The organism is Vannielia sp. ABF1_015 (genome assembly GCF_056160745.1).
In genome coordinates, this window is record NZ_JBSWXT010000002.1 from 377,955 (window position 1) to 390,606 (window position 12,652).

At 62.8% G+C, this 12,652-nt stretch carries 13 protein-coding genes; 11 read left to right on the plus strand and 2 right to left on the minus strand.

Going from position 1 to position 12,652, the window contains the following annotated elements; all coding sequences use genetic code 11:
• Positions 1-17: 17 nt before the first annotated feature.
• Both ACXAG6_RS14335 and ACXAG6_RS14340 read left to right on the plus strand, forming a co-directional pair.
• Positions 18-806: an FkbM family methyltransferase gene (locus ACXAG6_RS14335; RefSeq protein ID WP_475338413.1), complete on the plus strand. Its 789-nt coding sequence runs from the start codon at positions 18-20 to the stop codon at positions 804-806.
• A 54-nt stretch (positions 807-860) separates the two neighbouring features.
• Positions 861-1,805 carry a glycosyltransferase family 8 protein gene (locus tag ACXAG6_RS14340; RefSeq protein ID WP_475338414.1) on the plus strand — a complete coding sequence of 315 codons (945 nt, stop codon included), beginning with the start codon at positions 861-863 and terminating at the stop codon, positions 1,803-1,805.
• Here ACXAG6_RS14340 and ACXAG6_RS14345 read toward each other — a convergent pair.
• Entirely contained in the window at positions 1,789-3,378 is a 1,590-nt protein-coding gene (locus tag ACXAG6_RS14345) for an AMP-binding protein (protein WP_475338415.1), read from the minus strand. The two genes, ACXAG6_RS14340 and ACXAG6_RS14345, sit on opposite strands and share 17 nt — an antisense overlap.
• A 213-nt stretch (positions 3,379-3,591) precedes the next feature.
• On the opposite strand from ACXAG6_RS14345, the gene ACXAG6_RS14350 reads away from it, so the two are divergent.
• The 6 genes from ACXAG6_RS14350 to ACXAG6_RS14375 all read left to right on the plus strand — a co-directional run bounded on the left by ACXAG6_RS14350 (position 3,592) and on the right by ACXAG6_RS14375 (position 8,977).
• Positions 3,592-3,876, plus strand: a complete 285-nt coding sequence (locus tag ACXAG6_RS14350; RefSeq protein WP_475338417.1) for a putative quinol monooxygenase — start codon at positions 3,592-3,594, stop codon at positions 3,874-3,876.
• A gap of 89 nt (positions 3,877-3,965) precedes the next feature.
• On the plus strand, positions 3,966-4,799 hold the full coding sequence (locus ACXAG6_RS14355; protein ID WP_475339069.1) for a DMT family transporter: 834 nt from the start codon (positions 3,966-3,968) through the stop codon (positions 4,797-4,799).
• Between the two features lie 161 nt (positions 4,800-4,960).
• The gene (locus tag ACXAG6_RS14360; protein ID WP_475338418.1) at positions 4,961-6,058 is read left to right on the plus strand and encodes an OmpP1/FadL family transporter; all 1,098 of its coding nucleotides are present in this window, start codon (positions 4,961-4,963) and stop codon (positions 6,056-6,058) included.
• Positions 6,059-6,173: 115 nt separating this feature from the next.
• Positions 6,174-7,088, plus strand: a complete 915-nt coding sequence (locus tag ACXAG6_RS14365) for a DMT family transporter (protein ID WP_475338419.1) — start codon at positions 6,174-6,176, stop codon at positions 7,086-7,088.
• 59 nt (positions 7,089-7,147) lie between these two features.
• Positions 7,148-8,020: an ATPase gene (locus ACXAG6_RS14370; RefSeq protein WP_475338420.1), complete on the plus strand. Its 873-nt coding sequence runs from the start codon at positions 7,148-7,150 to the stop codon at positions 8,018-8,020.
• A 33-nt stretch (positions 8,021-8,053) separates the two neighbouring features.
• Positions 8,054-8,977 carry a homoserine O-succinyltransferase gene (locus ACXAG6_RS14375; RefSeq protein WP_475338422.1) on the plus strand — a complete coding sequence of 308 codons (924 nt, stop codon included), beginning with the start codon at positions 8,054-8,056 and terminating at the stop codon, positions 8,975-8,977.
• Positions 8,978-9,007: 30 nt separating this feature from the next.
• Here the strand turns inward: ACXAG6_RS14375 and ACXAG6_RS14380 are convergent, their stop codons facing one another.
• Positions 9,008-9,889: a sulfotransferase domain-containing protein gene (locus tag ACXAG6_RS14380; RefSeq protein ID WP_475338423.1), complete on the minus strand. Its 882-nt coding sequence runs from the start codon at positions 9,887-9,889 to the stop codon at positions 9,008-9,010.
• A gap of 270 nt (positions 9,890-10,159) precedes the next feature.
• Between ACXAG6_RS14380 and ACXAG6_RS14385 the strand changes: the two genes are divergently transcribed.
• The 3 genes from ACXAG6_RS14385 to ACXAG6_RS14395 are packed head-to-tail and all read left to right on the plus strand — an operon-like array spanning position 10,160 to position 12,644.
• Positions 10,160-11,104: an alpha/beta fold hydrolase gene (locus ACXAG6_RS14385; protein ID WP_475338424.1), complete on the plus strand. Its 945-nt coding sequence runs from the start codon at positions 10,160-10,162 to the stop codon at positions 11,102-11,104.
• 53 nt (positions 11,105-11,157) lie between these two features.
• Positions 11,158-12,027, plus strand: coding sequence for a polyphosphate kinase 2 (gene ppk2 / locus ACXAG6_RS14390; protein ID WP_475338425.1), 870 nt, complete (start codon positions 11,158-11,160; stop codon positions 12,025-12,027).
• Entirely contained in the window at positions 12,027-12,644 is a 618-nt protein-coding gene (locus ACXAG6_RS14395; RefSeq protein ID WP_140014038.1) for a TetR/AcrR family transcriptional regulator, read from the plus strand. The genes ppk2 and ACXAG6_RS14395 overlap by 1 nt, the downstream gene beginning before the upstream one ends.
• Positions 12,645-12,652 lie beyond the last annotated feature (8 nt).

Genomic DNA, 12,652 nt, shown 5'->3' on the forward strand with positions numbered 1-12,652 from the left:
AGAGGGGCGGAGGCGAAATGGGGGGCAAGAAAAACTCCGTTTGGAAACGGTTGGTTACGTGGGTGCGCATTCGGCTTGGCGCGGTTAAGCCCTATTTGGCTGAACACTTTGGGTGGTTCGTAACCAGCTCCTACTACGGCCCCAAGCTGGTTTCGAACCGAGTTGACCAGACCTTCAAGTTTTACCTGCGCGGCAGCTACGGCAATTTTTACTGGGATCGCGTCACTGCCTTCAGCACCGCTTTCGTTTACCTTGATATCGGTGCCAACCAAGGCCTCTATACAATCGGCGCTGCGCAAAACCCGAACTGCGTTGGCTGCTTCGCCTTCGAGCCCGTGCCGCTGTCTTTTCGCTTTCTGCAAGCAAACGTTGCGCTCAATGGTCTGACCGAACGCTGCACCCTGATCAACAAGGCAGTATCCGGGAACGCAGGCACCGCCGAAATTGCTATCCAGCCAGCGCATAGCGGCGCCGCGAGCCTCAACCACGCACAGGGCACACCTGATGCGCCCTCCAAGAGCCGCTTGCAAATTCAGACCCTCACAGCGAAGGAACTAGACGCTTTACTGCCGCAAGACGGCCCGCCGATCTTTGTAAAGATTGATGTGGAGGGGCATGAGCCCGTTGTATTGGAGCAATTGCTCCAAACCCATTTTGCCAAGCGTATAGCCGAGATTTTCTTTGAGGTGGACGAAACCTGGTATGATATTCAACCGATCAGGGCCTTGCTGACGGGGCGGGGATTTTCCAAGCTGCATCGGCATGGTGAAGGGCACCACTATGATATGCTTGCACTGCGCGCCTAGCGCCGAAAAAGCGGCTTTGCTCGGTTTCCCCAGGAGCGAGGGGAGAGGTGAACCATGGGAACAGTGAACGTTGCCTATATGTGCGACGGCGGATTCGCCGCGCTGACGATAGTGTCTGCTTATTCCCTGCTTCAACGCTGCAGCCGACCCGTAGAGGTGACGATCTTCCTCTCGGAGGACTGCCCCGAAGCCTGTGCATGGGCCGGACGCCTCGATGCCGCCTTCCCTGCCGCTACGGTGCGCACGCGTCAGGTTGATCTGGAGCCTGCCCCGCCAAACTACCACGGGCGACTGCCGATTTCATCCTACCTCCGGCTACGTCTCGTAGAGTTCTTTGACAGGCGCACGCTCTATCTGGACGGCGATACGCTGCTGCGGGCAGATGTGAGTGAGCTTTTTTACGCCGATCTGGGCGGACATCCCCTGGGCGGGGTGCAAGATATCATATTACTGCGCGCCATCGAGCGGGAGAAACGCCGTTGGCTGCCGTTCGGACCCAAACGCACTGGTACGGACCGTCAGGCGGCGTTGTTGCGCCAATGGGTCGATCTGGCGCACTACGTAAATACAGGCGTTCTGCTCCTCGACCTCGAAAGCGAGGCAAGCCGGGCCCGACATCACGCGATGAACGATTTGCCTGCCGCGCTCGAGTTCAAGTTCAAGACGCAGTCAATCTATAACGATCAGGATTGGCTGAATTATCGGCTGGAGGGCGACAAGGCCAGTTTGCCCTATGCGTGGAACCTTCTTGCCTCGATGGAGCCCCGGAAGCTTAAGCAACTCCCTGCGCGCGATCGGGCGGAGGTGCGAGAGGCGATGCGTGCGCCGAAACTACTCCACTTTGTTGGAGACACAAAGCCCCACCTTCATGCCGCGCCGCCTGCGGGCGAGCCTAACGCCAGTTGGTGGCATTGGTTTCATGAAGAGCTCGACGCGCTGACCAAGATCACCGGCCCGGGCGTGAAGCAAGCGCTGCTAACGCCTAGCCTCGCGTCTTGAACCTGCGCAGATCATGGATTCCCTGCCGTTGGCGTGGGTCTTCTCCGGGGGCGAAAAGCGCGTGTTTCTGCACTTTCTGGGTGCCCGTGACCGGGATGTCCTCCACGAAGAGCACCCAGCCCGGCGGCTTGTAATAGGCCATGCGAGCGAAGGCCGCGTTGAAGATGGCGCGGGCGGTTTCGGCGTTTGGCGCGTGCCCGTCGGCCAGCTTGATTGCGGCCAGCACCTCTTCTTCGCGGGTCTCGTCGGGGCATGGCACCACCGCCACATTCTGGACCGCCGGATGCTCGAAGAGCACGTTTTCCACCTCTGCGGCGGCGATGTTCTCCCCTGCCCTTCGGATAATATTTTTCTTGCGATCCACGAAGGTTATAACGCCATCTTCACCCATCATGACGGTATCACCGGTATGAAACCAGCCACCTGCCCAAGCCTCTTCGGTTGCCTCCGGCTTGCCGAGGTAGCCGGAGAAGAAGCCGCGACGCGGGGTGCGCGCCGAGTGACGGATGACCATCTCGCCTGGGGTGCCGCGCGGGCACTCGCGGCCTTCGTCATCCCAGACCTGCACCTCAAGATCATCGCGGGCCCGGCCCATGGCGCGGGTCTCGGGGTGGCGCGGCTCCTCTTCCATCGAGAGCACCCGGCACATCTCGGTCATCCCCCAGAGCTCCACTAGCGGGATGCCAAAGCGGGCCTCAAAGCCGAGGTGCAGCGCCGGCTCAACCCCTGCGCCCAACCCGACTCGCAGCCTGCCCAGCTTTGCCGGACCGGCATCGCGGTCGGCCATCAGCACCGAGATCACCACGCCGAGATAGTGAAAGACGGTCGCCTGCGTCTCGGCGCAATCCTCCCAGAACCGTCTGGCCGAGAACCGTTTCGGCTGGATCAGGCAGCCGCCCGCCAGCATCACACCGAAGAAGGTCAGCACCCCTGCGTTCACGTGGAAAGCGGGCAGCGGGTTGAACACCCGGTCGGCTCCCGTCACCGCCATTGCGCCTTTGGGCCGAAGGTAAGAGGCGCCCATCAGCAGCTCGTAGTCATGGCTGAGAATGCAGCCCTTGGGCCGCCCTGTGGTACCAGATGTATAGAGCAGGCTGGCCTCGCTCTCGGGGGTGAGCACACCGCCCGGCGCGGGGGTGCGCGCATTTGGAACATCAAGGCCGCCCGTAAAGATACTGATAAGGGGCGGTTTTTCCATCTCCGACATGGCGGAGCGCACCAGCGCATCATGGGTTGGCCCGGCGATGATCAGCTCCACGCCGGAATCCTCCAGCACATAGGCCAGTTCGCCCGGGCGGTAATCGGGGTTGATCGGGACGAAGGAGATGCCGAGGGCGTTCATCGCAAGTTTCAGCAGGTAGTGAGTGGGCTGGGTGCCGACGAGCACCGCCACGCGATGGCCCGCGCCGTAGCCTGCGGTTGCCAGCACCGCCCGCATTTCTTCGACGGACTCGGCCACCTCCCGGTAACTCAGTGAAACGCCGCCGGGGGCGGCCAAAAACTCTGCCTCGGGGGCCCGTGCCACCGCCTCGGCAAAGACCTCGCCGATGAGCCGACCTTCGATTTGCAGCATCCTCTGTCCTCCCCGCGGCAAATCTGCCGCGAACTCTGTTGCTCTACAACTTGCATTTCATCGGGTCGCGCTGCCGCCCGCCCCGCATCTGCGGGCCGAAGACGCCGCCGGGCAGCCCACCACCAGCGGGTCGGTTAACAACCGGGCCCCTTGCCTTCGGCTTGACCTTCACTGAAGCCCGCCCCACCTTCGCGCCACCAGAGGGAGGGCATCATGGGAAAGATCCAAGTCACCGGCAGGCTCATCTGCACGTCCGAAGCAGATGCAGAGATTGCCCGCACCCATTTGCCGGAGCATATTCGCCTATCGCGAGCCGAGCCGGGCAATATTCGGTTTGATCTGACCCAAGGCGATGATCCGATGATCTGGCACCTCGATGAGCTGTTTGAGAGCCCGCAAGCCTTTGAGGCACATAAGGAACGCACGAAAGACAGCGCGTGGGGCCGGGTCTCTGCCAGCATCACGCGGGACTTTATCGTCACCGAGTTAGAGGCGTGAGCGCCACGCCTCCTTCTCCCGGCGAGATCGCCCCTGCAGGCACGGCAACCCGCCCCCGCGGCCCGGAGGCGCATGCGGTGCTTCCCGCGATGGCTTGGATGGTAGGGGCGATTGCCTCTTTTACCACCATGGCCGTGGCCGGGCGCACGGTGAGCGAAGAGCTCGACACGTTCGAGATCATGACCTACCGCAGCTTTGTGGGCATCGCCATCGTGGTGGTTGTCGGGCTGGCGACCCGGCAGTTGCGCCAGATCAGCACCCACAAGCTGCACCTGCACTTTGCCCGCAATGTCTTCCACTTCGCCGGGCAGAACCTGTGGTTCTTTGCCATTGCCTCGGCTCCGTTGGCGCAGGTGGTGTCAATCGAGTTCACCTCGCCGATCTGGGTGATCCTGCTGGCCGCGCTGTTCTTGGGCGAGCGGTTTACCGCCTTGAAGCTGGCAACCGCCGGTATGGGCTTTTTGGGCGTTCTTGTCGTCGCCCGCCCGGATTTTGCCAACCTCGACCCGGGGCTGACGGCGGCGGCCGGTGCTGCCATCGGCTTTGCGCTCACTGCCGTCTTTACCAAGGTGCTGACCCGGCAGGCCTCGGTGCTGTGCATTCTGTTCTACATCACCACGATGCAGGCCGTTTTCGGCCTGATCTGCGGCTTTCTTGACGGTGAGATGGTTTGGCCCTCCAGCGCTGCAATGCCTTTCGTGGTGCTCATCGGCATTGCCGGGCTCTCGGCTCACTTTTGCCTCACCCGCGCACTCTCTCTGGCGCCTGCATCCATCGTCATGCCGATGGATTTCTTGCGGCTGCCCCTGCTGGCCTTTGTCGGCATGGCCTTCTATGGCGAGTCGCTCGATGTCTGGGTGGTGCTGGGCGCGGCGCTGATCCTGACCGGCAACTTCATCAACCTACGCGCGAACGCACGGTAGCGCCCACGCGGGCTGGCATGTGTGCCCAAAGGCACGCATAGTGCAGAATTGGCACGACCTCGGGGCAGTTTTGCGCTCTGACGCAGGGTAACAAATTGACGACAAATCACGCGCTGCTCAAAAAGGTGTTAGTTGGGAAATACTTCGGGGAGGAGACCGAAATGAAACGCACCATATGTGCCGCCACGGCCCTTATGGCCACCGCCACCGCCGCCTCTGCCGGCGGAATCGAGCGGACCACTCAATCCATCGGCTTCATGTATGAGCCGGGCAGCTACGGCGAATTTTCCATCAGCCGGGTCAGCCCCGATGTGTCTGGTGTCGCAACCAGCGGCCTTGGCCCCTTTCCGGCCGGCCCCGACTCGGGTGACATGACGGGCGACTACACCTCGCTCTCTTTCGCCTTCAAGACCGATGTGAACGACCGCCTTTCCATCGGCTTCATCTACGAGATGCCCTACGGTGCAGATGTCTACTATCCTGCAAACACCGGCTACGCCTATGCAGGGTCCAACGCCGACCTCAACGTCGACGAGATCAAGCTGATCGCCAAGTATAAGCTTGATGGGGGCTTTTCGATCCACGGCGGCCTGCGGATGCAGCAGGTCAAGGGCAACGTGGCGCTCTTCAATGGCTACACTCTTCAGGCCCCGACGAGCTCCGAGCTGGGCTATTTCATCGGTGCGGCCTATGAGAAGCCGGAAATCGCCATGCGGATCGCGCTGACCTACCACTCCGCGATCACCCATGAGCTGGCAGCCATCGAAAACGGCAACCCTTCGCTTCCGTTTGAAACCACCTTCCCGCAGTCGCTGAACCTTGAAGCACAGACCGGCATTGCTGAAGGCACCCTGTTGCTCGCCTCGGTCCGCTGGGTCGACTGGTCAGAGTTCGATATTACGCCCTTCGGCTACAACCTCCAGACCGGCAGCTCGCTGGTGGATTACGAGGATGACGTGATCACCTACACGGTGGGCGTTGCGCGCCGGTTCACCGATAACTTCGCCGGGATCGCCACCGTCAGCTACGAGGCCCAGAACGGCGGGTTCTCGGGCAACCTCGGCCCAACCGATGGCCGCACCTCCATCGGCCTCGCAGGGCGTTACACCGTTGGCAACGCCACCATCACCGGCGGCGTGAACTACAGCTGGATCGGCGACGCCGAAACCGAAAACCCCACCGCCCCCGGCACCACGTTCGGCGACTTCTCCGGCAACACCGCCGTAGGTGTCGGCCTCCGCGTTGGCTACAACTTCTGATCGCCGGTCGCGACAGAAAGAAACAGGGAAAGGCCCCGGGCAGCACGCCCGGGGCCTTTTCGTTTGGCGCAATTTCCGGGTCGCTCCGCCATGCGCGCCGCGCTAGTCCACACGCATGACCCAATCCACCGAGATATCCACCCGCGCCTGGGCCGAAATGCTCTTGCTGGGCCTGATCTGGGGTGCCTCGTTTCTTTCGATCCGTGTCGCGCTTGACGAAGTGAGCGTTCTCTCATCTGTATGCCACCGGGTCGGTTGGGCCGCACTCGCCCTTTGGGTAATGGTCTGGCTGCGTGGAGAGACAGTGCCGCGCGGGTTGGCGATTTGGGGGAGTTTTGCGGTGATGGGGCTGCTGAACAACGTGCTCCCCTTCACGCTGATGGCATGGGGGCAGCTCTCGATCGAAAGCGGGCTGACCTCGATCCTCAACGCCTTCACCGCTGTGGCCGGGGTGCTTGTGGCCGCGCTGGTCTTTGCCGACGAGCGCCTCACCGCCCGCCGCCTCACCGGCGTTTGCCTCGGGTTTGCCGGTGTCGCCGTCACCGTTGGCCCGGCGGTGCTGGCGGGGTTTTCGCTGCGCTCGCTGGCGCAGCTAGCGGTGTTGGCGGGCACGCTCTGTTACGCATTTGCCGGAGCCTGGGCACGGGTGCGGCTGCGGGGGCTCTCGCCGCTGGTGGCCGCGGCGGGCATGCTCACCAGCTCCACCCTCATGCTGATCCCCCTGACGCTGGCGCTGGAGGGCGGCATCGACCTGCCCGCCACCGCTCGGGGCACCGTCGCCATCGCCTATTACGCGCTGATCGCCACTGGCTGCGCCTACCTGCTCTACTACCGCGTGCTGGCCATGGCGGGCGCGGGCAACCTGCTGCTCGTGACCCTGCTGATCCCGCCCGTGGCCATAGGCCTCGGGGCGCTGGTGCTGGATGAGGCACTGCACCCGCGCGCCTATGCGGGGTTTGCCCTGCTCGCGGCCGGCCTTATCGTGCTTGATGGGCGGCTCCTGCGCCGCCTGCGCCCTGCCCCATCCTGAAACCGCTGGACGCTCCGCCTGCCCCGCGCTACCCAACAGGGCAAAAGACGAGGGACGGCATGATCTACGACACCGCGCAAGACTGGCTGGATGCGCCGCGCAAGAAGGTGCTGCTCTTTGGCATGTCGGGGCTCGGCAAGACCCACCTCAGCCAGCTTTTGCGCGACAGTGGCGATTGGTTTCACTACTCGATAGATTATCGCATTGGCACCCGCTACATGGGCGAGCGGATCACCGACAACGCCAAGCGCGAGGCGATGAAGGTGCCGTTTTTGCGCGAGCTGCTGATGAGCGACAGCATCTACATCGGCTCCAACATCACCTTCCACAACCTCGCCCCCGTCTCCACCTACCTCGGCAAGCCAGGCAGCGTGGCCAAGGGCGGCATGGAGATGGCCGAATACACCCGCCGTCAGTTGCAGTTCCGCGAGGCCGAGGAAAACGCCCTGCGCGACACCGGCTACTTTATTGAACGGGCCGAAGCGCTTTATGGCTACCCGCATTTCATCTGCGATACCGGCGGCTCGATTTGCGAATGGGTGGACCCGGAGGATATGGCCGACCCGCTGCTCAGCGATCTGACGCAGCAATGCCTGATGGTCTGGATCGAGGGCAGCGAGGCCCATACCGCCGAGTTGATCCGCCGCTTCGACAAGGCCCCCAAGCCAATGAGCTACCGCCCCGATTTCCTCGCCCGCGTTTGGGGCGAGTATCTGCGCGAGAACAGCCTGAAAGAAGATGAGGTCGACCCTGATGACTTCATCCGTTTCACTTACGCCCGCGCACTTGCCCACCGTCAGCCGCTTTATGAGGCGATGGCCCGCATTTGGGGCGTGCGCATCACTGCCGAAGAGGCAAAGGATGTGACCACGACCGAAGACTTCAACGCACTCATCGCGCGTGCCATTGATGCCCGCAGCGCCCGCACCTAAATTCATCACTCCCCGGAAAAGCAGCCCGAACCCATGCCCATAACCTTGCCATCAGACCTGCCCGCCTTCGCCGTTCTGGACCGTGAGGGCGTCATGGTCATGGGAGATGAACAAGCCGAGCGGCAGGACATTCGCCGCTTGCGCATCGGGTTGCTCAACCTGATGCCCAAGAAGATCCAGACGGAAACGCAGTTTGCCCGGCTGATCGGTGCCACGCCGTTGCAGATCGACTTTCAGCTCATCCGGATGAGCGAGCATGAAACCAAGAACACCGCCGCCGAGCATATGGAAAACTTCTACCGCCCCTTCACCGAGGTGGAGGCGAGCGGAGAGAAGTTCGACGGGCTCATCATCACCGGCGCGCCCATCGAGCACCTGCCCTTCGAGGAGGTCACCTATTGGGATGAGCTGACCCGGGTGATGGATTGGACGCAGACCAACGTGCACTCAACCTTCGGCGTTTGCTGGGGTGGTATGGCGATGATCAACCATTTCCACGGTGTCCCAAAACACCTGCTGGATCAAAAGCTCTTTGGCTGCCTGCGCCACGCCAACCTTGCGCCCGCCTCCCCCTACCTGCGCGGCTTTTCCGATGATGTGCTGATTCCGGTCAGCCGCTGGACAGAAATGCGAGCCGATGAGGTGGAAGCGGCGGGGCTCGACATTCTAGTCGGCTCCGACGAGGCTGGCCCCTGCCTGGTGGAAGACAAGGCGCATCGTGCGCTCTACATTTTCAACCACTTTGAATACGACAGCGGCACCCTGAAAGAAGAGTATGACCGTGACGTTGCCAATGGGACGCCAATCAACGTGCCGGTGAACTACTACCCCGAGGACGATCCCTCGCGGCAGCCGCTCAACCGCTGGCGCAGCCATGCCCACCTGCTCTATGGCAACTGGATCAACGAGATTTACCAATCGACGCCCTATGACATCGCGCAGATCGGTGAGGGCTGAGGCGGGTTTTACCCCGCGCTAGGGTCAGCCCTAGGCTGGCCCGCTTGAGCCATACTCCAGCCACGCACGCTGCTCGGGCGTGAGATGGGCGTCCATCATCGCGTCATAGGCCGCCAACTCTGCATCGCTTAGCCTGCCCTTCCACTTGCCGCTCGTTCCGCTGTGGAAGAACTCTGCGTCGGACTTCATGAAGCCCTTGCCTCCTGATGGGGCAAAGCGCGCCGCATGGGCCTTCATGTTGTCAAAGCGCGCCGTCTGAACCAGCCGCTCCATGACCGGAGCGGAATGGCTTATGCCCAGCATATCCGCCAGCGTGGCGAAGGTGCCCACCAAGTCTCGCGTCATGTCTGCGTAGTGGAACAGTGCCACGTTGGGCCGCTCCGCAAGGGCCACGGCGGCTTGGTAGTGCCTGAGGATATGCGCAAGCGCCATTGCATCGCCGTCAAACCCTTCCGGCCCGCCATCCAGAAAGCGGCGGAAGGTGATGCCCTCGGTATCGTCCTCGGGATACCAGAGGCCGAAGAACGGCATGGGCAGGTTAAGCAGGTGCTTGCGGTACGAGAAATGCGCATCGAGCGGGTGCCGGAAGACGCAGATATACTGCGCATGATCGTCCAGCGGCAGCCCGTCCATTGGCGTGTGGCTCTTCAAACTGCGCCGGTGCTCCATTGCCTCCAGCCGCGCGGCCACCTCCGGCATCTCACGCAGGCGAAAGTCGACCCATGGCATTTTGACCGACAGTTCCGTTTCCACCTCCGGATCGCCGGTAAGTAACAGGGCGATGATCGTTTGCATCCATGTGGTGCCGCACTTTGGCGGGGAGACAACCAAGACATCGTCGGGGCGGATGTTGACCATATCCCAGCGCCGGTTATCGGTTAGCGGGCCGAGGTAAAGCTTTCGGGGGGGCATCGCTGACGTCTCCTCCATGGGCATGTGGATACGAAAGGCCGCGCCGCGGCGGAAGGCAACGGAAAATTTGGCCAGTTTACGAGGGAGAGCGATGTGCGGCAGCGCGTGCTGGGCCCGGCAAGTGGCTTCGCCCGCCCCCCGCGCGGCCTCCTCTGTTGATGCGCAATCTGCTATGGCGGCGAACCGGCTTTGATCGCCAGAATGAAACTATCCGTGCCTGTCCAGCGTAACATCAGGGACAGGATTGCAAGTGAGGACGGACAGAAGATGATGCCGAAAGCGATAGTGGCCGTGTTGAGCCTTGCTGCCGTTGTTGCTGCGCTGGCCGGGTGCAGCGCCAGCCAGAAGCGCAGCGCCGAAGCCGCCTATCCGCCCGTTGGGCCGGTGGTGGAGGTTGCGGGCAAGCGCGTGCACTACGTAGAGGCCGGACGCGGGCCGACTGTTATCCTGATCCATGGCGCGGGCGGAAACCTGCGGGATTTCACCTATCGAATGGTCGGCGCGCTCGATAACCGCTACCGCGTTATTGCCGTTGATCGCCCCGGTCTTGGCCATTCCGAGGCCATCGCGGGCGGTGGCACGCCGCAGCAGCAGGCGGCCATCCTCGATGCGCTGGCCGCCAAGCTGGGCGTGCGGCGCGCGGTGATCGTGGGGCACAGCTACGGCGGCGCGGTTGCTATGGCCTGGGCCGTGGAGCACCCCGAGCGCGTGGCTGCCGTGGTATCGCTCGCCGGGGCGACAATGCCGTGGGAAGGCCCGCTAGACGGGTTTTACTCGCTCACCGGCTCCCCCGCCGGGCGCACTTTCGCCGTGCCGGTGATCTCGGCGCTGGCCTCCGAGGCGCGGATTGAAAGTGCCCTGGCCGACATATTCAAACCTCAAGCCCCACCGCCGGGCTACCTTCAGCATGTCGGCGCGCCGCTCACCGTGCGAGCCTCTACGCTGCGCAACAACGGCCAGCAGGTGCTAAAGCTGAAGGCCTCTCTCCAACGCCTGCGCCCGGCCTATTCGTCGCTACGCATCCCCATCGAAATCGTCCACGGCACCGCCGATACCACAGTGGGCATAGACATTCACGCCCGCCCCATGGCCAAACTCATCCCAACGGCGCGTGTTACCGAGTTGCCCGGCGTCGGCCACATGCCTCAGCACGCCAACCCGGGCGCAACACTCGCAGCCATCGACCGCGCCGCGCAGCGCGCCGGATTGCGCTGAGGCCCAGCCGCCCCCATACTGCCCAAGCCTTTTCAACCGCTTGGACGTGACCCATGACCAACCTCCCCTTTGACGGCGCGATCTCGAAATTCTTCAAGGAAGACGCGCCAAAGGACGTGCGCGACGCGGTGAAGGACGCCAAGGGCAAGACCATCCTCGAGGGCTATCCCTACGAAAAGCGGATGGACAAGGACGAGTATGAAGACACGCTGGAGGCGCTTCAGATCGAGCTGGTGAAAATGCTCGCTTGGGTCAAGGAGACCGGTGCGCGCGTGGCGGTGGTATTTGAGGGGCGCGACGCGGCCGGAAAGGGCGGCACGATCAAGCGGATGCGCGAAAACCTCAACCCGCGCTCGGCCCGTGTTGTTGCGCTCTCCAAGCCCTCCGACAAGGAAGCCAGCGAATGGTATTTCCAACGCTACGTGCGGCAGCTTCCATCGGGTGGCGAGTTTGTGATGTTCGACCGCAGCTGGTACAACCGTGGCGTTGTGGAAAAGGTGTTTGGCTTCTGCACCGACGCGCAGCGGCAGCACTTTTTCACCCAGCTTCCCGGCTTTGAGCAGATGCTGACAGAGGACGGCATCCATCTGTTCAAGATCTGGCTGAACGTGGGCCGCGCCGAGCAGCTTGGGCGCTTTCTGGCGCGTGAGAAAGACCCACTGAAACAGTGGAAACTCTCCTGGATCGACGTTGAAGGGCTGAAGAAGTGGGAGGAGTATTCGGCGGCCATCCGCGAGACCTTCGCCATGAGCCACACCGCCCGCAACCCGTGGACAGTGATCCGCTCGGACGACAAGCGCCGCGCCCGCATCGCCGCGATCCGCGCGGTGCTCTGCCGCTTGGATTACGCGGGCAAGGACGAAGCGCTTGTCAAAACGCCCGACCCGAAAATCTGCGGCGGCCCGGAGATCTGGTCGGCCTGATGCCCCGGCGCGGCTACCATCATGGCAATCTCCGACAGGCGCTGGTTGAAGCAGCAATCCGTCTGATCGACGAGAAAGGGCCGCAGGGTTTTACCCTGTCGGAAGCCGCAAAGGATGCGGGCGTGACCCCTGCTGCCGTCTACCGCCACTTTGAGGGGCGCGAAGACCTGTTGGCCGAGGTGGCCAAGCAGGGCTACGCGATCTTCGGGGATCTGATGGAACACGCCTATGAAACCGGCCAGCCCTCGGCGATCCGCAGTTTCGAGGCAACGGGGCGCGCCTACCTTGCCTTTGCCCGCAAGTTCCCCGGCCATTATCAGGCGATGTTCGAAGCCGGCCTGTCGCTGGCCCGCGATCCTGATCTTGCCCGTGGGGCCGCCCGCGCCCAAGCCGTGCTGGAACGTGCCGCAGCGGGCCTCGCGGAGCGGCTGCCCCCCGAAAAGCGCCCGCCCGCGGCGATGTTTTCCGCCCATATCTGGGCCATGTCGCACGGGGTGGTAGAGCTTTTTGCCCGTGGCAGCCCGGGAACCCGCGCGCCCTTCCCGCCCGAGGAGCTGCTGGAGACGGGCATTGGCATCTACCTGCGCGGATTGGGATTGATCGAACCAGACGAATAGGCTGGCAG